Source organism: Paenibacillus dendrobii (assembly GCF_009807035.1).
GTDB classification, from domain to species: Bacteria; Bacillota; Bacilli; order Paenibacillales; family Paenibacillaceae; genus Paenibacillus_AQ; species Paenibacillus_AQ dendrobii.
Genome location: NZ_WUBI01000002.1, coordinates 636,823 through 659,060 on the forward strand (window position 1 = coordinate 636,823; position 22,238 = coordinate 659,060).

Sequence of the window (22,238 nt, forward strand, 5' to 3'; positions counted from 1 at the left end):
ATTTGTAGCAGCCAGTTTGCAAGAACAACTTATAAAGCGCCTCACACCATGCCGCCCGCATCCTCAACGATCCGCATTGCCCGTTCAAAAGAATCTTCCTCCACCACGATCGTCAGCAAAATATCCCTTCCCGTCGGTCCGCCTTGACCACCATCGCTCATTCCGCTGGAAGAAGGGTCTGCCGCAGCCAAAATCGCTGATGATTCGCCGCTTAACGATGTGCCAAAGGTTGCAGCCGACAGGCTGACCATATCTCCCGCAAAGGGCAGCACAGAGCCGTACAACCCGGTTCCCGGATATCTGCTGAATCTGTCGATGGACATATCCACCACACGGAGCGTCTGCAGCTTCTTGGCCACGCCCTCAGCTTCCTCCGGGCTTTTAAAGTAAGCCAGAATATTTTTTTCGCTCAACACGTTCACCTGCTTATATCGTTAGTCTAGATCACGGTTCTGTAGGCCTGCGATCGCCTGTCGTTAGATTCTGCGGAAGCCGGAATGAATATACGCTGACCAAGGATTAAGAAAAATTTGCATGGAAATACAAAAAAACCGGCCTGGGCAGGCCGATTTTCCATATGCATTGCTTCAAAATCATTCAGTCACCACGGAAGGCACGCTTCATGCGGTCGAAAAAGGACTGCTCATGCTCATGCGTTTGCTCCCCATCCATGGAAGCAAACTGACGTAGCAAGTCTTTTTGCTCATCGCTCAGCTTGCTTGGCGTCACCACGACGACCTTCACATGCTGGTCGCCCTGCCCGATACCGCGCAGGCGAGGAACGCCCTTGCCCTTCAGACGGAAAAAGGTTCCCGTCTGGGTACCTGCTGGGATTTTAAGCTTCACTTTCTCTGTCAGCGTAGGGATTTCGATCTCATCCCCGAGAGCCGCCTGTGCAAAAGTAAGCGGAATCTCGCAGTAGATGTCATCGCCTTCACGCTCAAAGAAGTCATGCGATTTCACGCGGATAACGATATACAAATCGCCTGATGGACCACCGCGGAGGCCGCCTTCGCCTTCACCGGTCATGCGGAGCTGGGCTCCATCATCCACACCGGCAGGAATTTTCACATGAATCTTGCGCTGTTTTTTCAATTTGCCGCTGCCGCCGCATGTGGTGCATTTATCTTTGATAATTTGGCCTGTACCGCTACAGTTTGAGCAACTGCGACGGTTCACCATACGGCCAAACGGCGTATTCTGAACCACTTCCTGTTGCCCGGAGCCGTGGCACACGGAACAGGTCTGAGGCTTCGTTCCCGGTTTAGCGCCGGAACCATGGCACGTATCACAGTTTTCGGTACGCGGAATGGTGATATCCGTTTCTTTACCGAATACCGCCTCTTTAAATTCAATCGTCATCGTATACTGCAGGTCATTGCCCCGCTGCGGTGCGTTTGGATCCCGGCGTCCGCCGTTACCTCCGAAAAACATATCAAAAATATCGCCAAAGCCGCCGAAGTCGCCACCCTGGAATCCTCCGCCCATGCCCTGATTCGGATCAACATGTCCGTATTGGTCATAAGTGGAGCGCTTCTGGCCGTCGCTGAGCACATCATAAGCTTCCTTGACTTCTTTAAACTTGGTTTCCGCGTCAGCCGCTTTGTTCACGTCCGGATGATATTGACGGGCAAGCTTGCGGTATGCCTTTTTGATATCATCGTCGGAAGCGTCTTTGCCTACGCCCAACACCTCATAGTAATCACGCTTATCAGCCACTCTTCCACCCCCGTTGTTTCCTTTAGAGTATGCCGCTCATGGAAAAAAGAAAGCCAAAGCATCGGGATGCCCCGGCTTTGACCTTCCCTTCCTGAACATAACTTTCTATAGGTTAACCTTGATTTTTGTCCTCGTCAACAACCTCGTAGTCAGCGTCAACGACGTTGTCTTTTTTAGGTGCGCCTTCTTGGCTGCCTTGAGCGCCTTCGGCCCCTTGCTGAGCTTGTGCCGCTTGCTCATACAATTTAACAGACAACTGTTGGACGATTTCAGTCAACTCTTCAGTTGCTTTCTGGATTTGCTCCAGATCGTCGGTTTCGAGTGCAGCCTTCACTTTGTCTTTTGCCGCATTCGCCTTTTCGACTTCACCCGCATCCACCTTGTCGCCAAGATCCTTGATGGTTTTGTCTGTGGAGTACACGAGCTGGTCAGCGTTGTTTTTCGCTTCAACCAGATCTTTACGGTTGCGGTCTTCCTCGGCATGAGCCTCGGCATCCTTCATCATGCGTTCAACTTCATCATCGCTGAGGCCGCTGGAAGAAGTGATGGTGATTTTTTGCGTTTTATTGGTACCTTTGTCCGTAGCCGATACGTTCACGATACCGTTGGCATCAATATCAAAAGTAACCTCGATTTGCGGTACGCCGCGTGGTGCTGGAGGAATATCTCCCAGCATAAAACGTCCGAGCGTTTTATTGCCGGCTGCCATTTGACGCTCACCTTGCAAAACATGAATCTCAACGCTTGGCTGGTTGTCAGCATAGGTCGAGAAGACTTGCGATTTGCTGGTTGGGATCGTCGTGTTACGCTCGATCATTTTCGTGAACACGCCGCCCGCAGTTTCAATACCGAGGGACAGCGGAGTTACGTCCAGCAGAACTACGTCTTTAACGTCGCCTGTGAGTACGCCGGCTTGAACCGCTGCACCCAGGGCAACCACTTCATCCGGGTTAACGCCTTTGTGAGGATCTTTGCCTGTCAACTTCTTGATGGCTTCCTGTACGGCAGGGATACGAGTGGAACCGCCGACCAGAACAATTCTATGGATATCGTTAGGAGTCATACCTGCATCGTTAAGCGCTTGACGAGTTGGTCCGAGCGTACGCTCAACCAGATCAGCAGAAATTTCCTCGAATTTAGCACGAGTCAGGTTAACCTCCAAGTGCTGAGGCACCCCGTCTACCACGGTGATAAACGGCAGGGAGATTGTCGTTGTCATAACGCCGGAAAGCTCTTTCTTCGCTTTTTCAGCTGCATCCTTCAAACGTTGTACAGCGGCTTTGTCCTTGCTCAGGTCAATACCTTGTTCTTTCTTGAATTCGTTCACGAGGTAATCAATGATGACTTGGTCGAAATCGTCGCCGCCCAGGTGGTTGTCACCACTTGTCGCTTTTACTTCAAAGAAGCCGTCGCCCAATTCAAGAATCGATACGTCGAATGTACCTCCGCCGAGGTCATATACCAGGATGGTTTGATCTTCGGATTTTTCCAGACCGTAAGCAAGTGCAGCTGCAGTTGGCTCGTTTACGATACGAAGGACTTCAAGACCCGCGATTTTACCTGCATCTTTGGTAGCTTGACGCTGGGAGTCATTGAAATAAGCCGGTACGGTAATTACTGCTTGGGTAACCGTTTGTCCAAGGTATGCTTCGGCATCGGACTTCAGCTTTTGAAGGATCATAGCCGAGATTTCTTGCGGAGTATAATCTTTTCCTTCAATGGTTTCTTTATGGTTTGTACCCATGTGGCGTTTGATGGAATGGATGGTACGGTCCGGGTTCGTAATGGCCTGGCGTTTTGCTGTTTCGCCGACGATACGTTCGCCGTCCTTTTTAAAACCTACAACCGAAGGGGTTGTGCGCGCGCCTTCCGGATTAGGAATAACAACGGCTTCGCCGCCTTCCATTACGGCTACGCAGGAATTGGTGGTTCCAAGGTCAATACCGATAACTTTGCTCATGAGATATTTCCTCCTTCAGAATAAATGAATGTGTTCATATATTTTAAACAGCCATGAAATTACATGCTGACTTTAACCATTGCCGGGCGTAACACTCGATCTTTGAGCATGTAGCCTTTTTGCACTTCCTCAACCACGACGCCTTCTTCATGCTCGTCGCTTTCCACCTGCATAATCGCTTGATGGAATTCAGGATTAAAAGGCTGGCCTATCGTATCCATCGGCTCAAGTCCTTCGGATTTAAGCACGCTTTCCAGTTGGCGGAAGATCATGCCCACGCCTTTGGCAAAGGAATCGTTATCGGCAATATCGCCTGCGGCGGTAATCGCCCGGTCGAAATTATCAATGATAGGCAGCAGTTCAGTGATCAGCTTGGACGATGCGTATTTGGCAAAGTCCTCTTTTTCCTTTTGCGTCCGTTTACGGAAGTTGTCAAAATCGGCTTGCGTCCGCAGTGCGCGCTGCTGATAATCGTCGGCGAGCGTCTGCAGGCGTTGGACTTCGTTTTCCAGATGAGCGGTATCTAGCACCTCTACATGTCCCTCTTCTGCCGAAGAAGCATCTGCATGAGCATCCGTGTTTGCATGTTCCACTGCCGCGTCTTCGCGGTTTTCATTCATTTCATTGTCCAAGTCTTGAATTTCCTGGTTTTCTTTCAAGATGTCTTCACCTCCTTAATATGCTCTATATCTTTTTGTGCCAAACTTGCGCCTCATCCTTCAGATCCATGCGCGCTTCTCATTTTAATGACATTATGAATGCGCAGTACTGCGGCAGCCACTTCTCCTGCTGTCTGCAGGCCGTGTATTTTAACGAGTGCGGGATCGACGATGCCCTTCTCCTCATAATGAATCACAAGGCCGGAATCGCAATCTATGCCCATTCCGTCGCAGTTCTCATCGAGCTGGGCAGCCCGGGCCTCCTCCATTTTTTCCAGAGGGTTATAGCCGGCGTTCAGAAGGATCTGCGACATCGGTTTGCGAAGGGCGGCGGCTACGGCCGCAATGCCGAACGCCTCCATCCCTTTGACGGCTTCGCGGCGATGCTCGAGCTCGTAGGAAACGGCAAGCTCGGCCGTGCCTCCGCCAGGGAGGATTCCGCCTGCAATCGCCGCCTGAAGCGCCGAGGCCGCGTCGGCAGCAATCCGGGCCGATTCGCCCACCACTTCGGCTGTGCTGGCTCCAACAATCAGCGTGACAAAAGGCTCCTCCTTTTGTCCGCCGCTGCTGATCCGGACACGCTCCAAAGTTTCATCATAACATGCCCTTGGGGAAATGCCGAGCAGTCTGCCGAGCGAATCCCGCTCTTTATGTAACGCCGTCCTCCGAAGCGGCACGGCGCCTGTCATCGAGCTGACGCGGGCCAAATCTTTACGGCTTACCCGCGGAATGACCATCATCCCATGATCCATGCAAAACTGCTCGGCATCGGGATGGATACCCTTTTCCAGTAAAATCAGTCCTACACCGAGATCAGCCAGCACATTTAGCTCGCGGGTGAATCGTTCCCGAAGCTCCATATAACGGCCAAAACCGGCTTCGGTCGTCAGCACTTCTTCATCCAGGCTTTCAGGCTCAAGCGCATCGTGCAGGATGAGGATTCGAGTATTTTCAAGTACTGGAGCATCATGAGGATATAACGGCAGCTGTCTTAACAGAAGACCCTCAAATACTTCATTATTACCCTTTTCATGCGCGGTAACCGCATCAGCAAGAAGATAGGACGGATCCTTGAGCTTGCGGATGCCAATTATTGAAGCAGCCTCCATGACGAGGGACACGATGTCTTCCCGCTCCCTGCCGGCTACATACACAGCCTTGGCAAGCAAAGGGTCATCCAGATCCTGAATATCCCGGGCTCTGCCTCGGAGTGAATCGGCAGCCATCTTAATTCCTTGCTGCATGCCTGCGACTACCTTGGAAGCGGGGACGCCCCTTACGATCTGGGAAACCCCTTCCTGAACGAGCGCACCCGCGAGAACCGTAGCCGTCGTTGTTCCGTCTCCCACCTTTTTCTGCTGGGAGCGGGCCACCTGGATCAGCAGCCTGGCTGCCGGATGGCTGACGTCCATCCTATCCAGAATCGTAACTCCGTCGTTCGTAATGATCACTTCACCACGGTCACCTACGAGCATGACATCCAACCCTTTGGGACCGAGCGTTCCTTCGACCGCGGAGGTGATGGCCCGGACAGCGTTGCTGTTGTTGAGCAGTGCCGCGTACCGCTCTTCGCCTTCACGCACGGGCTGCTGACCTTGACTCATCTGTCCTCAAGCCTCCTTATTTGTAAAGCTTCGACAACATTATAGTCAGGTCCTTGGACAGAATCCCCAGCAGGCTCATCACCCTGGCGTATTCCATCCGCGTAGGACCGAGAATGCCGATTGTTCCCAGCGCCTCTCCATCCAGCGAGTAGGTCGCTGTAATCAGGCTGCAGTTGGCAAAAGCCTCATGATTGTTTTCTGTGCCGATACGCACCTGGATTCCTGCGGCTCCCTGCGTGGCGGCCATCATTTTCGTAAGGGTAGGCGTTTCTTCAAGTAAATCGAGGATATCCTTAACCTTATCTACGTCTTTGAATTCTGGCTGGTTCAACATATTGGTTGCGCCGCTCAAATACACGCGCTGATCAGTATCCGTATCCACGAATATGTTGTCCAGGATGCTCATGATTTCTTCAAAATTGGTCAGGTGACGCTGCATTTCCTGGCCAAGCTCGCGGTATAGTCTGGACTTCAGCTTATAGAGAGGCACGTTGATCAGCTTGCTGTTAAGCAGATTTACCACCTTCTCCATTTCGGATACAGAGACTCCAGGCGGCACGGCAACGGTTTTGCTCTCGACTTGACCCGTACTGGTCACGATAATCGCCACCGCCGTGGTTTCGTTGAGAGACAGCAGCTGGAAATGACGCAGAGACGTATGAAAAACTTCCGGCCCCAGCAGGATGGAAGTGTAATTCGTAATATGGGAAAGGATCATCGCGGCGTGCTGGATAACCTGCTCCGTCGCATTCAGCTTCTCCGCAAAAAAAGCACGCAGCGTGCTTTGCTCGGTAGGGAGAGCTTCATAGATCGGATCCAGATGATCCACGTAATATCGGTAACCTTTATGAGAAGGGATGCGCCCGGCCGATGTATGGGGCTGTTCCAAAAAGCCCAGATCCTCCAAGTCGGCCATCTCGTTGCGTATGGTCGCAGGACTGAATCCGACATCTCCCCGTTTCGATATGCTGCGCGATCCGACTGGTTCCGCTGAACGGATATAATCGTCAACAATAGCATTAAGTATCATTCTCTGGCGTTCGGTAAGCATGTCTTCCCCTCCCTCTGGTCATTGATTTTTCACCATCGTTAGCACTCGACTCAGATGAGTGCTAACCGCTAATACAAAAATACCAAACTGGCATGATCATTGTCAAGTTGAGACATCCTCATTTTGCTTTCCTCGGAGCGGACCATTGCAGAAGGTAGAGCGGACTTTCTGCGGATTTCTCGTTGCCGCGATATTGGAGAACGATTTATTGAACAATATAGGCATCTTCGGCATTTTTCGAACCTCAATCAGGAAAAATGCAAAACGGATGCTGTCGACCGTTTTGCATTCAAATATACTTGTTTTCGAATTTTATGAAACCAAGTTGGAGCTATCATGCTCACGAAAATATCCTTGGAAAAGACGGCCATCATCGAGCCATAATCCGTGCTGGTATTTTAAAAAAACGATCCACTCACTTTGTATCCTTCCACCCATAAAGTCATGTAACGTGGAAACAACACGAGAAGAAGGATCTGACCAACTGTTGCGTTATCGGATTTGTTTTTCCTCCTTAATACATTTTTTACAATATTATTATTTCTTCGATATAGTTCTCGCTAATCCTTCTTTGTGATCCTTGTTTAAGTCGAATCTTGCCAGATCCAATAGAAAAGAACCATGATCTCGTAAGGCAGTAAGGAGCCGCCTCGTGAAATCATGATTCATAGTTGCTCAATCCCGGAAGAGATACGTAGGATTAGTGAAGAATGGTATCTACATTCCGGTTTGAATCATGATAGCTGTAGAACCCCGGATTGAGTTCCAGCGTATCGTTCATGTTAAAATCCGGATATCTCTCGATATTCTTGCTCTGTGCATCCGGCCCTTTGGGCGTAATCTTCGGAAAGAGCGTTTCACCGTCCACCTTCAGCGTGGTTTGGCTGATTCCCTTGAACATGTCGGAGTCCGAGTCAGATTCAACCATCAGATCCTTTCCATTCATATAATACGTGAAATGAACGACGAAGGACTCCAGTTTGAGTTCTGCCGACTGTTTTACAGCGGAAGGCTTGTTCAGAGCAATCCAATTCCGCGTGGTATCCCGCTTGATGACCGTTGCGTTCTTAAGCATCAGCTTCATCGGAACCTTGGACCAGTCCTTGTACCATTCTGGTGATTCAAAAGCGAACACATGCTTATAGTTTTTCGGATCATCTCCCTTGATAGTATAGGAACCCGTTATCTCCTGGTCACCGACCATCAATCGGACATCTTTGTACATGACATCTCCCTGTGAATCAGGAATCATCCGCTTGTCATCCTTAATCTCGACGATAATCTCCAGCGGCGTTATGGTTAGTTGGTCCAGCAGAACTCCCGATTTGTCCTTGAATTCTTCACTGGTCTGCAGGGGCTGCGAGTAGATCGCTTCGCTTGCCTTCCGGCCGTCCGCTTTAAAGTGGAACGTCCATGCACCTTCCGTCCGCATGGTTTCCTTCATATAATTGAAGTTCAGCTTTGACGCTTCCCAATCTTTAAGGGTCATATTGCTGAAAAGCTGCTCGATCAGAACCCCGCTATCTTCGGGAGGAAGCTGTGTCAGTACTCCGCGGCTGCTGCCACTGCCGGTATCGATCGTTAAATGCGGATCGCCTCGGCCCTGCACCTTCGAATCCGTCACGGTTACGTTATAGCGAACGGCCAAACTGTTTTTCGACTCCGTCACCGACTTGATGTGAAGTTCAGGATAGAGTTTCTCTCCCGTCGATAGCGTTTCCCCCGCCTTAGGCACCTTTTTCAGCGCGGTGTTCACAGGCCTATAAGAAATAAGGTCTCCAGCTTCTAACGTTAACGTATTTCGGCTATTTTTCAGCATATCCTTCGCTTCATAGATTCCCAGCAGCTTACCGCTCGACTCGTCATATCTCAAATACCCGTTTACGGGCTCTTCCTTGCCTGCCCCGTCCTTGATCACCATATGCTCCAGTTCCATGAACTCATCTTCCTGAGGCTTCGCACCGACATCCATCGAGATCAACAATTTCATTCTCTCACCGTCGGTAACGACTCCCTCTAGGCTCATGGTAACCCCCTTGCTTGTTACGTTCAGATCATAACGTTGTCCGATTCCGTTGTTCAGCGCATTGGTTACACTGCGGCCGCCATATAAGCTGTCCCAATTCATCGTAACTCCCGCAAAGACCGGAACGGCTACAACCATCAAACATGAAAACACGATGGCGGCAGGAATGATTTTTCTTCTTGACCTTGGAGCGGATTCAAGTCGTGAAGTATCCGATCTGCGCAGGGTGACTTCCCTTTCAATTCGGTTCCACATCTGGTCATAATCGGGGCGTGGAGGAGGTTGAATCTTTTCCTGAACCTTGTCTTCAAAAAAACGACTCATTTCGGATCATCTCCTTTTTTTGACTTACAGCCATGTGCTGCAGCAACTTGATTCCACGGTTCAATCTTGACTTTACCGTCCCTTCAGGGATGTCGATCACGTTAGCGATTTCCGGAACCGTCATGTCATGAACGTATCGCAGGGTAACGACCATACGGATCTTATCCGGGAGTCTCCCGTACATTTGATTGAACTCCATTTTGATTTCCCGCTGATCCATGATCTCCTCGACCGGATTGGATGCACGGGTACGGGTCAACAGATATGCCTTAAATTCCTTGGCCCAGCCGTTCTTCCGCCTTCTAAGTGCGCTGTTGCACTCGTTGGACGCAATTCTGAGCAACCAGGGCTTCACTTCCCGCACTTGCGTCCTGTCGGCAAGCATGGCTTTGATGAATACTTCCTGGCATAGATCCTCAGCGTCCGAACGGTTCTGCATCATGTAATAGCAGAGATGATAGACTTGTTCCTTATAGGCCTCGAACAGTTCGCGGTCATTCAATCGGATTGCACCTCCTTCATAAGCGTGTTGACTATATGACCGATAACATCGGGCAATCGTTCATTTTCGATATACAAAAAATACCACTTCTCTTCAGTCATCATACATGACTTTGATAGAAGAGTGGTTGAACCATTAGCTCCATAAGAAAAACGTCTATCGACGCACGTCACAAAAAAAGAGGCTGCATCCCTCTTATAGGATACACGCCTCCGGCTGTTCTTTAAGCCTTGATGCATTTTTTCAACGTCTCTATCATCTCGGCTCTCACATCGTACTCTTTATAACCCAGAACAGGCATCGTATCCTGCGGGTCGGTGTAGGCATCGCGGTCTTGCGCGTCCGCCGTATCGCCGATGTGTATGCCATGCTCCTTACCGTGCGCGAGCGCCTCTTCATCCATTTTTTGCATGGCCGGTTTCATCTGCTCGAGCGGCATGACAACCACCTTGGTTTCGGTTTGGCCGAGCAGGTCCGCAATGATCTGGTGAAATTCGCTATGCTTCATGTTAATCCCGCCGATGGCATAACCTGTCCGATGCTTGCCGTTCTCGATCGCACCGACGGCGGCTTCGGCAACCTGCTGTACCGTCACCATGGCGGTTCCTCCTCCAAGCACGGGTACGACACTCTGGTCTTTGACGCGATCCACGAACATGGTCCACAGTGGCGTCCGTCCCGGCATCACCCCGAAAATATACGGCAACCGCAGCGTCATGACGTCCATTCCGCCTTCGCCCTCCATATAGGCAACTTCTTCTTGGAGCAGCCGCGTACGCGGATAGGCGTTATGTTCCTTCAGGTTCAGATCCGTCCACAATTCCGTAAAATGCGCGAAGTACGAGCCGAACAACACGAATTTTTTCACGCCGGCAGCCTTTGCAAGGCGGGCTAACCGCTGCGTAGGCAGCACGTTCGCTTCGTAGAAGAATTTCATCGCAGGTGCATCGGGAACAACGCGCTCATCCGCACCGGCCGCATATATGAAAGCATACTTTCCTTTTAACTGATTCAAAATTTCGTCGTCACTCATCTCATTCAAGTCCCCGAGCTTACAGTCCACTCCAGATGGGAACAGGTCTTCAGCCGGCATAGGAGGAAGCGAAATGGTCGATACGTCATAACCGCGCTGCAGCAATTCTTTTACCGTGTAATATCCGAGAAATCCCGTTCCGCCAAGCACAAATACCTCTTTCATGCTGTTCATCCCCTTTGGAATAATCGTCACACGCTTCAGTGGGTTGTCCATCTTGCTGGTGTTTCCTAAATTTAGGATAACATGAATTTTCAGCTTCGAACGCATCATATATGATTAATATGTGAAGTTTTTCTCATGATAAAAATAAACTATTCTTTCATAAAAAAACCATCCTTCCGTACATCACCATAAAGACAATGCGGGAAAGATGGTTGATATCATCCTGTTATAATTAGCGGTTTAGCGCCTAATCCAGCATCTTAAGCACGGCGATTTCGTCGCAGCAAGACTGCTTGCTGCAGTTCACGCAATCGGTCCATACTTTTTCCGGGAAAATTTCCTTTTCCACGACGGCAAAGCCGTTCTTAACGAAAAACGAAACTTCGTACGTTAAAGCCATGATTTTGGGAATGCCTTGACGTCTGGCTTCTTCCGTCAGCTTGTTGACCAGCATGGAGCCGATTCCAAGTCCCTTATGTCCGTCCATAATGCCGAGGGAACGAATCTCAACCAAATCATTGCCCAATCGGCAAAGCGAACCGCAGCCAATCACGGTTCCGTCGATTTCAGCGACCACGAACTGGTCCAGCTGCTTCTCGAGCACCTTGCGGGACCGTGGTAGCATAATCCCTTTTTGCGCATATCCATCGATCATTTGATAGAGCGGCTCAACATCCTCCGGGACCGCAATTCTGCATGTGACTACAGCCGGCATTTTACTTCTCCTCCTATGGTAAGGATGATGCAAAACAGGCGTCTGCCCGGAGCTTTTTTGCGCATCCTCAATACGTGCTGTTTTTTAATATGAATAAATATACAACATCACGTATAGAAGTTCAAGCTATTCTTTTACCGTCAATGACCCGATAAATGTGCCAAACACATCATTTCCAAACAGAAGTCCCTGTTCGCTCAGACGATAGCCTTCGCCCGTTTTTTCCATCAGTCCGGCATCCAGCATCCGATGCAGCGGCTTGGCAAAAACTTCCTCGATCGCAAGGCCAAACTGTTCTTTAAAATGGCTTTCGGACACACCGCTCAGCACGCGCAGACCGACCATCATAAAGTCTTCCATCGCTTCCTCTTTCGGAACGGTGAAGGTCTCTAGCCGAGGTAACCCTTCTTTGGTGGCCTCCGTATACGGATTAACGCCTTTGATGTTCATATGGCGTTGATGCCCCACATAACCGTGAGCTCCTGCACCCAGTCCGTAATAATCCTCGTTCAGCCAATAAGCCATGTTATGGCGGCTGTGATATCCCGGCTTGGCAAAGTTGCTGATTTCATACTGCTCGTACCCCGCCTTTTTCATACGGTCCATCAGGAGCAGGTACATTTGCAGCTCGTCATCCTCATTCGGAAGCGGCAGCTGATTCTTTTTATACATCGTATGGAAGAGGGTATTCTCTTCTACCTTCAAGCTGTAAATGGAATAATGCGGCAGATCAAGCGCCAAAGCCTTATCCACACTCTCCGCGAGCATCTCGACGGTTTGGTTCGGCAGACCGAACATCAGGTCAATCGACATGTTCTCGAAGCCGGCTTTACGCGCATTTTCCAGGCTCTGGTAGACGTCATCCGTATCATGGATCCGGCCGATGCCCTGAAGCAGCTCATTCTGGAAGGATTGAACACCGAAGCTGACGCGATTTACGCCGCCTTCACGCATAACTGACAGTTTTTCCAGATCGGTCGTGCCCGGATTCGCCTCCATCGAGAATTCGATCGAATCGGACCAATTAGGAAAATACGTACGTACCGTCTTCAGAAAATATTCCATTTCATCCGGCTTCAGGACTGTCGGCGTTCCTCCGCCAACGAAGATCGTCTTGATTTCGCCGGGAGGAACCGCCTTAACCGTCCGCTCCATTTCACGCTCGAGGCCTTGCAAATATTCCATCACCGGCTGGTTTTTCAGCACGTACGAGTTGAAATCGCAATAAAAGCACTTGTTGGTGCAAAAGGGAATGTGAAGATAGACCGCTTGCGGTTTCCGGCTCCCTTGAGACGCTGCGGCATCCGCGGCATGCGGCTGAATGATAGTCATGGTTCAATTCCCTCCTCTAATTAAAAATAACCCCACAAAGTGGGGCTGCTTGCTGTGAAGCTTATTCAGGTACTTTGCGGAAACCCCGAATACTTATGAGGGAAAGCCGCAAGCGGCTCACCCATATATCGTAACCTAATTGTCGTCGATTTTCAGAACAGCCATGAAAGCTTCCTGCGGCACTTCAACACTGCCGACCTGCTTCATGCGCTTCTTGCCTTCCTTCTGCTTCTCCAGCAGCTTCCGTTTACGCGAAATATCGCCGCCGTAACACTTGGCAAGCACGTTTTTGCGCATCGCCTTGACGGTTTCACGCGCTACAACCTTCGTTCCGACGGAAGCCTGAATCGGCACCTCGAACATTTGGCGCGGAATGAGCTCGCGCAGCTTCTCGCAAATGATGCGTCCGCGCTGGTAAGCACGGTCCCGGTGGACGATGAACGACAGGGCATCCACCTGCTCGTTGTTCAGCAGAATATCCATTTTGACCAGATTCGATTTGCGGTAACCCGAAATTTCATAGTCAAAAGAGGCATAGCCTTTCGTTCCGGACTTCAGCTGGTCAAAGAAATCATAGACGATCTCGGACAGCGGAATTTGATACGTAATCGTCACACGGGTGGTGTCCATGTACTCCATATTCACGAATTCGCCGCGTTTGTTCTGACACAGCTCCATGACGGTACCCACATAATCATTCGGAACGATAATAGCCGCTTTGACATACGGTTCCTCTACGGATTCGATTTTGCCGACTTCCGGATAGTTGGACGGGTTATCGATCTGAATGGTTTCGCCATTGGTCAGTGTGACACGGTAAATAACGCTTGGTGCGGTCGTAATCAGCGGAATGTTGAATTCGCGCTCGATGCGTTCCTGGATGATTTCCATGTGAAGGAGTCCCAGGAAGCCGCAGCGGAAACCAAAACCCAGCGCACTGGAGGTCTCCGGTTCAAAGCTCAGCGATGCATCGTTCAGTTGCAGCTTTTCAAGCGCTTCACGCAAATCGTTGTATTCCGAAGTTTCGATCGGATAGAGACCGCAGTATACCATCGGATTAATCTTCCGGTAGCCCGGCAGCGGTTCCAGGGTCGGTTTCTTCGCATCGGTAACGGTATCCCCGACACGGGTATCCCCGACATGCTTGATGCCGGCTACGATGAAACCAACATCGCCGACCATGAGCTCGTCTACTATCGTCATCCGCGGTTTGAAGGCACCTACCTCGATAACTTCAAAGGTTTTTTCGGTCGCCATCATTTTGATCTTCGATCCGGCTTTAATGCTTCCGTTGATGACGCGGACATATACGATTACGCCTTTGTATGGATCATAGTGAGAGTCGAAAATAAGAGCTTTCAGCGGTTCTTCCGATTCACCGGAAGGAGCCGGTACCTGTTTTACAACCTGCTCGAGAATTTCCTTGATGCCGATGCCTGCCTTCGCCGATGCATGAACCGCTTCACTGGCATCCAGTCCGATCACGTCTTCGATTTCCTGCTTGACGCGTTCCGGATCAGCGCTTGGCAGGTCAATTTTGTTCAGAACCGGAATAATCTCCAGATTGTTGTCCAGTGCCAAATACACGTTAGCCAGCGTTTGTGCCTCAATGCCTTGCGCAGCATCTACGACAAGAAGCGCGCCTTCGCATGCCGCAAGGCTTCGCGATACCTCATAGGTAAAGTCGACGTGCCCCGGGGTATCGATCAAATTGAGCAGATACTCCTCGCCGTCATCCGCCTTGTATGTAAGATGCACGGCCTGAAGCTTGATGGTAATTCCCCGTTCGCGTTCCAGATCCATTTGATCCAGTACCTGTTCCTGCATTTCGCGGGAAGTCAAAGCGCCTGTATACTCCAAGATCCGGTCGGCAAGCGTTGATTTACCGTGGTCTATATGTGCAATGATACAGAAATTTCGAATATTTTTTTGCCTAGCTTGTACGTCTGTCATGCCCTACCCCCAAAACAGCCTGATGTGTCAATCAATTCATTATAGCAGTTGAAATAAAGGCGGGCAATCCCACAGGCAAAGGATTAATCGGTGATGGAGTCGAACAGGGAGACAACCATTCGAATTCCCTTTTGCGACAAGTCCTGCAGCAGACCTGCCGTTTTGTCAGCGAGCACGTCTACGGTAGGCTTATTGGTGTTAGTAGAAAGAATCTCCTCCGGCGTTTGGGAGCCCATATCCTTTACTTCGACCTGCTCGGGCTGCTGCTCTTCTACTTTGAACTGGTTCGAGCTCTTACGTGGAACAGGCACCTGGGCCGCAGCGGCTGCTCTCACCGATTGTTGATCCGTGTATACCGCATTTTTGCCAGAATCCTGCTGCGTGCCGCCGGAACCGGCAAGCTGCATTCCGATCAGCACGCCAATCCCTGCCCAGATGCCCACCATCCAGATCCGTTTGCTCCATTTTGACATCGCCGGTTCCTCCCTTTTCCCTGTTCCTTTGGATTAACTTTTGGCATCCGCCTTGGCTGCGGATACCGACTTGTCCACACTTGCCTTTTCAACCTTCTGATCCTTGTAATACAAATCTGCGATGATCTGGCCCAGCAGTTCTGCCGTCCGCTTCAGTTCCTCATTCGTGCTGTCAATTCCGCCAACTTCGATTAAGATACTATTGTCAGATAGGGATTGGTTATACTCACCGTTGCCTTGTGCCGAAGTTTTCCCCCAAATCCCTCGTGATATTCCCGGATACGATTTTTCCAGCTGTTCATGAATCGCGCTTGCAAAGGCTTCGTTTTTGCGCCAGTTTTTATTTTCATGACCGATGATGAAGAACACTTGGGCATAACTGGCCCCATTAATCACCGTCGTCGTCTTGGCATGTCTCTGTGAATCACGGTGGATATCGATCAGGTAGTCCAAGCCGCTGTTCTGAGCCAAGGCCTCTTTTACCGTTTGGCGGGAGTATTTATATGAAAAGTTGTAATTGTAGTCGTTCACCGTCGTAGAGTAGTCTTTCTCCGAATGCACCGTCCCCACACCTAGCTTTTCCAGCTTTTGAGCCAGGTATTTCCCTACCAGCATGACATTTTGCGAAGGAGATTTGGAACTTGGATTCGAGCTTGTTTTGCTCAGCAGCGGATTATAGGCTTCCCGCGGGTGGGAATGATAGATCATGACGACTTTTTTGCCAGACGCATTCGCCGGAGGCGTGGGTGTCTGTGTCTGGTCTTTGGTTCCTTCTGTGGCTGTTCCGGGTTTCCCCGGCTCCTTTTTGCCCCCTGGTTCAGGTTCCTTCACCGGAGTTTTGTCCGGCTCTTTGGGTTGATCGGTATTCGCCGGCTGTTCGTTCTTCTCATCCGTTTCCGGCGGCAGATGGAAGTCCTCTGGCGGGTCCAAGTTCTCGTTGCCGGCAGCACTCCTCAGCAGCACCGGGTCATTTGCCGACATCCCCGGCATTTCCTTGGCAAGCAGGCTCTTCGGGTCCCGCGGATTCACACTTGTAAGCATTTGAAATACGAATGTGGTCATTTTTTCACCAGAAAAAGTTGAGGTTCCCTTTTCTTTGTCCAGATGGGGAAGCTCCATGCCCAGCATGTCCATGAAAAACCTGCTCGACAGCGAGCCCGCGAATCCCTTCATCGAAGAAACGGGAGACGAGTTCAAATTATGCTCCGCCATTCCGCCCAGACCCAGCAGTACGAAAAACAAAAGCGACCCTAACGTCATCAGCAAAAATGTTCGTCCCATGGACAGCATATGCAGCAGCTTGGCTCTCCATTTGGCGATGTTCCATAGCCTAAACCCATTCCTCTTCATTGTGTTGTCCTCCTGAACTCTCTTATACTTCAAAACTATGAGCAAAAGAGATTCACTAGAACCAAAAATGATATGTTTGCCAAAAAAAGAAGCCCCGCTAGATTCGCAGAGCTTCCCGGAGAGTTTTATAGATTCACTGTTTACCCGTGGTTTTAATGTGTGTAAGCCCCCGAATTTCCTGAATCCACGGCATCATGGAGGGAAGCGTTCAGGCCGCTGGCCACAATGTTGGCGATATCCTCGATGAATTCGTCGATTTCTTTGGGCGTTACGATGAGGTCGTGGCCGAGCGGTTCCAGTACCTCTTTGACAAGCGCCAGCCGCTCATTTTCAGAAATATCGTCGAGCATCCCCATAATCTCCCGAGTCTGATTCGTTTCCTGGCCGAAATGCTTCTTCATCATTTCCATCACGTTATTCACAATGGTCGAAGCGTAGCATACCGTCGGTACGCCAATGGCAATGCACGGCACGCCAAGAACCTCTTTCGTTAGACCTTTCCGTTTATTTCCGATACCTGATCCGGGATGGATACCGATATCCGCGATTTGAATGGTTGTATTGACCCGCTCCAGCGACCGGGACGCTAGCGCATCAATCGCGATAATCAAATCCGGCTTGGTTCGTTCCACGATTCCCTGCACGATTTCACTCGACTCGATCCCCGTAATACCAAGAACGCCCGGCGCAATGGCACTGATCTGGCGGTAACCCGGCGCAACCTGGTCCGGCATGAGCTCAAAATATTGGCGCGTAACCAGAACATTCTCCACCACAAGCGGTCCAAGAGAGTCCGGCGTTACATTCCAGTTGCCCAGACCGACAATCAGAACCGTATCTTTTTTCTGAATGCCGATCAGCGTCAGGAAATCCTCGAATTCTCTCGCGAACGCCTCTGTAACGCGCTCCTGCAATCCGGTATCTCCATTGCGGAGTCCCGGTACTTCCAGCGTGACATAATGTCCTTTTACGCGGCCGATTGCCTGGGATCCTTCATCATTCAGCACATTCAAACGGGTTATCTTGATTCCGTCCTTGTCGGAAACCTCTTCATCCACGCCCGGAATCGTCCCGGGATACTGTTTGGCAGCCATCTCCCGGGCATCCACCGCCAAATCCGTACGTACGGAATACTGCTGTAAATCCAATTCCATGTGAAAACCATCCTCCTTTGCCTTTTCGTTATAGTGTGCGGGAGGATGTCTCTGATTATGCAAAGGTGTTTAAGTATTGCTTTTTATGGTACCCCATGCTAAACTATTTTAAGTTGTGAATCATTTCGATCTATTCGAATGCCTTACAGGAGGTGAATGCAATGCCAAACATTAAATCCGCCGTAAAACGCGTAAAAACGAACGACAAACGCCGTGCGCTTAATGCTTCCCAAAAATCCGCGCTTCGTACAGCTGTTAAAGCTGCCGACACTGCGCTGGCAAATACTGAAGTTGAAGCTGCAAAAGCTGCAGTTCAAGCCGCTTCTCAAAAGCTGGACAAGGCTGTTAGCAAAGGCCTCGTACACAAAAACGCAGCGAGCCGCAAGAAATCCCGCTTGGCGAAAAAACTTAACGCTCTGAATGCACAAGCATAAGATGCGCTATCCATACGATGAAAAAGAGGAGTCCTGAACAGCTGAAAAGCTGGTCAGGACTTTTTAATTCAGTATCATATCATTCTCCCTACATAACGAGTCAGGAGTTGACGAGCAATGGAAATCTGGAAGAAAAACTTATGGGTATTATGGTTCGGTTCTATTATCGTATCTTCAAGCTTCTCCATGGTCATTCCGTTTCTCCCAATCTTCCTCATTCAAATTGGCATGACCGAAAACGTTGAAATGTGGTCCGGTATTCTGTTCAGCAGTGCGTTTCTGGCCGGAGCGCTGTCCTCTCCTTTTTGGGGTTCCGTCGGCGACAAATACGGCCGCAAGGCCATGATCGTTCGCGCCGGCTTCGTCCTGTGCGTAATCTACCTGCTGACCTCCTTCGTCACAAGTCCCGTACAGCTGCTCATCCTTCGGATTCTCCAAGGTCTATTGTCCGGCTTTATTCCTGGCGCCATTGCCATCGTCGGCACCAATACGCCGGAACATAAAGTCGGGTATGCATTGTCTACCATGTCGACCGCTACAGCTACCGGAAGCATCATGGGGCCGCTTCTCGGGGGCGTGCTGGCCAAACTGTTCGATAATCGTATTGCATTTGCCAGTGCGGGCGTGCTGTGCTTCCTGGCGACCATGCTGGTCATCTTTTACGTCAAAGAGGAAAAATTCGTGCCAGGCAAGGAACGCGTCTCCGTGTTTAACACCGTCAAGCTGGCGCTTCATAATAAAATGCTCGTTGTCGTGCTGGTGCTAACCATGTTCACGCAGTTCTCCGTCATGACGATCGAACCGGTTCTTCCGCTGTACATTGTGCAATTTGGCCATTCGGCTTCCAATGCCTCCATCCTGGCAGGTGTTATATTTTCGCTTGTCGGCATCGCGAGCATCATTTTTGCCCCCCGTTGGGGGAAGCTGGCCGACAAAATCGGCTTCCAGAAAATTCTGCTGATCGGGCTGTTTGCAGGAGGTATCGGCTCGCTGCTGCAAATTCCTTTTGACAACATATGGGCATTCTCGATCGTACGCTTTCTGTATGGCTGCTTCTTCTGCGCGGTGTTCCCGGCTCTCAACGGTCTGATCGTCCGCGTCACCTCAAGCGATTTCCGCGGCAGGGCATTCAGCCTAAGCCAAACCTCCAATCAACTCGGAGGAATGCTTGGTCCGCTTGCAGGCGGCGCGATCAGCGGCGTTTTCAGCATCCATACCGTATTTTTGCTTACAGGCATCCTGCTGCTGCTGACAATGGGTCTCGCCTTCTGGTCACAGCGGTTCAGCCGCCAGACCGAAACGCAATCCTCCTCTACAACGCTCCATCACTAAATGAACTTATTCCCTCCTTGTCACATTGGCGTCACAATGAGCCTTTACAGTGTGACTTAAGGAGGGAATTTTACTTGAAAAACAATAAAACGACCATTACATTCATCAGCTGCGCCGTGGGTGCTGCCTTACTGACAGGTATTGCCGTAATGAAGCCTGCAGAGCGCACACAGCCCGTCGCTCACGACATGAACTCCAAAGACGCAAGTAGCCTGCCTGAAGCGGCAGTTATGAACTCCGTTGATCATGACTTCAATTTTGACGCCGACCCCAAGACCGGCCAATTATTCGTTGAAAAAGACGGAATCCGGGAAAGCGCCTCGCTTCCCATGCCTCAAGAACCTTTTACGAATCTCAAGAAATCCCCAAAATCAATCTCGTGGTCATATCCCCGCAAGCAGATGGATATTCGTATGGAGAAAAAGGGCCGCTACCTCGAAGTCTCACTCACTTCAACAGGCGCTTCGGAGTTTGAATGGCCCAGAGTGCAGGGCGAAAGCTACACGCTTCCGCTTGGGGAAGGCAAGTATATCCCCAGCGAGGACAAGGTGTGGAAGAGATTTTTGGATAACAGCAGCATGAATTTTATCGAAAGCTTCTCCATGCGTTTCTTTGCCGTGAATCAGAAGAAATATTCCATTCTGTATATCGCAGACGATATGTATAACGACACGATCCGGTTCAATGCGGAGCCTGAGATTCAAATGAGCTTCACGCATCAATTCCCGTCGATCAATCCCGCTAAAACCTACCGGTTCCGAATTTATGTTACGGACAATGACCCCGTGCAAATCTCGCAGATTTATCGTTCCTACATTCAGGAGAAGGGCCAATTTACTACCCTAGAAACCAAAGCCGCAAGCAATCCGGATGTGAACAAACTGTTTGGCGCACCGCATATCTACTTATGGAGCAGTCAAGCCTTAACCAAGGACAATATCCATTGGAACACCTTGATCCAGTCCATCGGCGGCCCCTTATCCGGCTGGATCGGGGAGCTACTGACGAAATACAGCGAGGATGGCTCCGGAGAATACAAGCAGGTTCTGAAGGATGTTGCCAAGCAGCATTACATTGACAATTATCAGAAGCAGACGATCACCAAAGCCTTAAATGACGTCTTGAAAATGCCGCAGTTCTATAAACCAGGCTTGTTCGCGATTCCGGATGAAGAGTCGAAGGCGTGGATCGAACAAGGCATCAGCCGTTTAAGCGAACAGCAGCTGTATGCGTTAAACAAAAAACTGCTGAAGAGCGCACTGAACAACAGTGTCGATCCAATCGATCACTGGGCATCCCAAGCTTCTACCGATCTTCTGAAGGACATGCATAATGCCGGTATCCGTAAGGCATGGATCGGTCTGCCCAATTGGGCGGATGGCCTGCAGAATCCCGGCTTGGTCAAGGAGGCGGTACAGCTTGGTTATCTGGTCGGACCGTATGATTCCTATCATTCCATCCAGCAGAAGGCCAGCAGAGACTGGAATACGGCCTCCTTTACAGATGCCTCCCTTTACGACGCGGCAACCATCGAAAATGAGGAAGGCCAAAAAATCAAAGGTTTTCTGGGCAAAGGACGCAAGCTGAACCCCACACTGTCCCTGCCAAGCGTCCAACAACGCATCAGCAGAATATTGCAGGACGGAATTCCTTTTAACTCCTGGTTCATAGACTGTGATGCTACCGGCGAAATCTATGATGATTACTCCCAAGCGCATCCGACAACCCAGCAGCAGGATCTTCAGGCCCGCCTGCAGCGCATGCAGTATATCCGCGACGACAAACACATGGTGATTGGTTCCGAGGGAGGCAACGATTTTGCGAGTTCCACTATCGCCTTTGCCCATGGCATCGAGACCCCGGTGATCCAGTGGTCCGATCCGGACATGCGTACGAATAAAACAAGCCCCTACTATGTCGGCGGATACTGGTCTGCCGGCGGAGGGACGCCGGATCGATATGCGAAAACCGTTCCGATCAAGCCGGATTATCAGCATGTGTATACGGACCCTGCCTACTCTCTGCCTTTATACAAGCTGGTCTATAACGATTCCGTGATCACGACCCATCACTGGGAATGGGGAAGCCTCAAGATCAGAGATGAGATCGGAAGCCGCATGTTATCTGAGCTTCTCTATAACGTGCCACCCTTATATCATCTCGATCAGGACAGCTGGAACAAGAACAAGCAGCTCATCACGGACTATCTCAAGGTCTGGAGTCCATTTCATGAAAAGGCGGTGACAAAGCCGATGACTTCTTATCAAATTCTGTCATCCGACCGCCTTGTTCAATCCGCTACCTATGGTGAGGATCTGCGCATCGTCGTAAACTTTTCCGCACAAGACTTTTCTTATCATAAGCAGACAGTTCCGGCTAAGTCGGCGATGATTTATGACGGAGACAAGGTCCAAACGTTCCATGCACCAAACGTATAATCAGCGGCTGTCTA

Annotated in this window: 18 protein-coding genes; 3 read left to right on the plus strand and 15 right to left on the minus strand. The window is 50.3% G+C overall.

What is annotated here, in order from left to right; all coding sequences use genetic code 11:
- Positions 1 to 41: 41 nt before the first annotated feature.
- The 15 genes from GRF59_RS16950 to gpr form a co-directional block, all read right to left on the minus strand.
- Complete coding sequence (locus GRF59_RS16950; protein WP_160498867.1) at positions 42 to 413, minus strand: hypothetical protein; 372 nt, start codon at positions 411 to 413, stop codon at positions 42 to 44.
- Positions 414 to 597: 184 nt separating this feature from the next.
- A complete protein-coding gene (gene dnaJ / locus GRF59_RS16955; RefSeq protein WP_160498868.1) occupies positions 598 to 1,719 on the minus strand; it encodes a molecular chaperone DnaJ in 1,122 nt (373 codons plus the stop codon).
- A 112-nt stretch (positions 1,720 to 1,831) separates the two neighbouring features.
- The gene (dnaK, locus tag GRF59_RS16960; RefSeq protein ID WP_160498869.1) at positions 1,832 to 3,679 is read right to left on the minus strand and encodes a molecular chaperone DnaK; all 1,848 of its coding nucleotides are present in this window, start codon (positions 3,677 to 3,679) and stop codon (positions 1,832 to 1,834) included.
- A gap of 59 nt (positions 3,680 to 3,738) precedes the next feature.
- Entirely contained in the window at positions 3,739 to 4,338 is a 600-nt protein-coding gene (grpE, locus tag GRF59_RS16965) for a nucleotide exchange factor GrpE (protein ID WP_237391861.1), read from the minus strand.
- Positions 4,339 to 4,391: 53 nt separating this feature from the next.
- Complete coding sequence (locus GRF59_RS16970; protein WP_160498870.1) at positions 4,392 to 5,942, minus strand: TCP-1/cpn60 chaperonin family protein; 1,551 nt, start codon at positions 5,940 to 5,942, stop codon at positions 4,392 to 4,394.
- Between the two features lie 16 nt (positions 5,943 to 5,958).
- The gene (gene hrcA / locus GRF59_RS16975; protein WP_160498871.1) at positions 5,959 to 6,993 is read right to left on the minus strand and encodes a heat-inducible transcriptional repressor HrcA; all 1,035 of its coding nucleotides are present in this window, start codon (positions 6,991 to 6,993) and stop codon (positions 5,959 to 5,961) included.
- A 700-nt stretch (positions 6,994 to 7,693) separates the two neighbouring features.
- Entirely contained in the window at positions 7,694 to 9,343 is a 1,650-nt protein-coding gene (locus tag GRF59_RS16980) for a DUF4179 domain-containing protein (RefSeq protein ID WP_160498872.1), read from the minus strand.
- The gene (locus GRF59_RS16985) at positions 9,327 to 9,845 is read right to left on the minus strand and encodes an RNA polymerase sigma factor (protein WP_160498873.1); all 519 of its coding nucleotides are present in this window, start codon (positions 9,843 to 9,845) and stop codon (positions 9,327 to 9,329) included. Before GRF59_RS16985 ends, GRF59_RS16980 begins: the two co-directional genes overlap by 17 nt.
- Positions 9,846 to 10,068: 223 nt before the next feature.
- Positions 10,069 to 11,094, minus strand: coding sequence for an NAD-dependent epimerase/dehydratase family protein (locus GRF59_RS16990; protein WP_237391862.1), 1,026 nt, complete (start codon positions 11,092 to 11,094; stop codon positions 10,069 to 10,071).
- Between the two features lie 196 nt (positions 11,095 to 11,290).
- A complete protein-coding gene (locus GRF59_RS16995) occupies positions 11,291 to 11,758 on the minus strand; it encodes an N-acetyltransferase (protein ID WP_160498874.1) in 468 nt (155 codons plus the stop codon).
- A gap of 126 nt (positions 11,759 to 11,884) precedes the next feature.
- The gene (gene hemW, locus GRF59_RS17000) at positions 11,885 to 13,090 is read right to left on the minus strand and encodes a radical SAM family heme chaperone HemW (RefSeq protein ID WP_160498875.1); all 1,206 of its coding nucleotides are present in this window, start codon (positions 13,088 to 13,090) and stop codon (positions 11,885 to 11,887) included.
- A gap of 135 nt (positions 13,091 to 13,225) precedes the next feature.
- The gene (gene lepA, locus GRF59_RS17005; RefSeq protein ID WP_160498876.1) at positions 13,226 to 15,043 is read right to left on the minus strand and encodes a translation elongation factor 4; all 1,818 of its coding nucleotides are present in this window, start codon (positions 15,041 to 15,043) and stop codon (positions 13,226 to 13,228) included.
- Positions 15,044 to 15,126: 83 nt separating this feature from the next.
- The gene (locus tag GRF59_RS17010; protein WP_160498877.1) at positions 15,127 to 15,516 is read right to left on the minus strand and encodes a hypothetical protein; all 390 of its coding nucleotides are present in this window, start codon (positions 15,514 to 15,516) and stop codon (positions 15,127 to 15,129) included.
- Between the two features lie 33 nt (positions 15,517 to 15,549).
- On the minus strand, positions 15,550 to 16,866 hold the full coding sequence (locus tag GRF59_RS17015) for a stage II sporulation protein P (protein ID WP_160498878.1): 1,317 nt from the start codon (positions 16,864 to 16,866) through the stop codon (positions 15,550 to 15,552).
- A 152-nt stretch (positions 16,867 to 17,018) separates the two neighbouring features.
- Complete coding sequence (gpr, locus tag GRF59_RS17020) at positions 17,019 to 18,020, minus strand: GPR endopeptidase (protein WP_160498879.1); 1,002 nt, start codon at positions 18,018 to 18,020, stop codon at positions 17,019 to 17,021.
- A 161-nt stretch (positions 18,021 to 18,181) separates the two neighbouring features.
- Between gpr and rpsT the strand changes: the two genes are divergently transcribed.
- From rpsT to GRF59_RS17035, 3 genes are all read left to right on the plus strand, one after another.
- Complete coding sequence (gene rpsT, locus GRF59_RS17025; RefSeq protein WP_160498880.1) at positions 18,182 to 18,454, plus strand: 30S ribosomal protein S20; 273 nt, start codon at positions 18,182 to 18,184, stop codon at positions 18,452 to 18,454.
- A gap of 117 nt (positions 18,455 to 18,571) precedes the next feature.
- Complete coding sequence (locus GRF59_RS17030; RefSeq protein ID WP_160498881.1) at positions 18,572 to 19,786, plus strand: MFS transporter; 1,215 nt, start codon at positions 18,572 to 18,574, stop codon at positions 19,784 to 19,786.
- Between the two features lie 149 nt (positions 19,787 to 19,935).
- The gene (locus tag GRF59_RS17035; protein ID WP_423802964.1) at positions 19,936 to 22,224 is read left to right on the plus strand and encodes a glycoside hydrolase; all 2,289 of its coding nucleotides are present in this window, start codon (positions 19,936 to 19,938) and stop codon (positions 22,222 to 22,224) included.
- Positions 22,225 to 22,238 lie beyond the last annotated feature (14 nt).

Bases quoted from the DNA above. Each gene is read 5' to 3' on its own strand.
- dnaK (WP_160498869.1), bottom strand. From the start codon at position 3,679: ATGAGCAAAGTTATCGGTATTGACCTTGGAACCACCAATTCCTGCGTA.
- GRF59_RS16990 (WP_237391862.1), bottom strand. From the start codon at position 11,094: ATGGACAACCCACTGAAGCGTGTGACGATTATTCCAAAGGGGATGAAC.
- GRF59_RS16995 (WP_160498874.1), bottom strand. From the start codon at position 11,758: ATGCCGGCTGTAGTCACATGCAGAATTGCGGTCCCGGAGGATGTTGAG.
- GRF59_RS17015 (WP_160498878.1), bottom strand. From the start codon at position 16,866: ATGAAGAGGAATGGGTTTAGGCTATGGAACATCGCCAAATGGAGAGCC.
- GRF59_RS16980 (WP_160498872.1), bottom strand. From the start codon at position 9,343: ATGAGTCGTTTTTTTGAAGACAAGGTTCAGGAAAAGATTCAACCTCCT.
- gpr (WP_160498879.1), bottom strand. From the start codon at position 18,020: ATGGAATTGGATTTACAGCAGTATTCCGTACGTACGGATTTGGCGGTG.
- rpsT (WP_160498880.1), top strand. From the start codon at position 18,182: ATGCCAAACATTAAATCCGCCGTAAAACGCGTAAAAACGAACGACAAA.
- hemW (WP_160498875.1), bottom strand. From the start codon at position 13,090: ATGACTATCATTCAGCCGCATGCCGCGGATGCCGCAGCGTCTCAAGGG.
- GRF59_RS16970 (WP_160498870.1), bottom strand. From the start codon at position 5,942: ATGAGTCAAGGTCAGCAGCCCGTGCGTGAAGGCGAAGAGCGGTACGCG.
- GRF59_RS17010 (WP_160498877.1), bottom strand. From the start codon at position 15,516: ATGTCAAAATGGAGCAAACGGATCTGGATGGTGGGCATCTGGGCAGGG.
- lepA (WP_160498876.1), bottom strand. From the start codon at position 15,043: ATGACAGACGTACAAGCTAGGCAAAAAAATATTCGAAATTTCTGTATC.
- GRF59_RS17030 (WP_160498881.1), top strand. From the start codon at position 18,572: ATGGAAATCTGGAAGAAAAACTTATGGGTATTATGGTTCGGTTCTATT.
- GRF59_RS17035 (WP_423802964.1), top strand. From the start codon at position 19,936: ATGAAGCCTGCAGAGCGCACACAGCCCGTCGCTCACGACATGAACTCC.
- hrcA (WP_160498871.1), bottom strand. From the start codon at position 6,993: ATGCTTACCGAACGCCAGAGAATGATACTTAATGCTATTGTTGACGAT.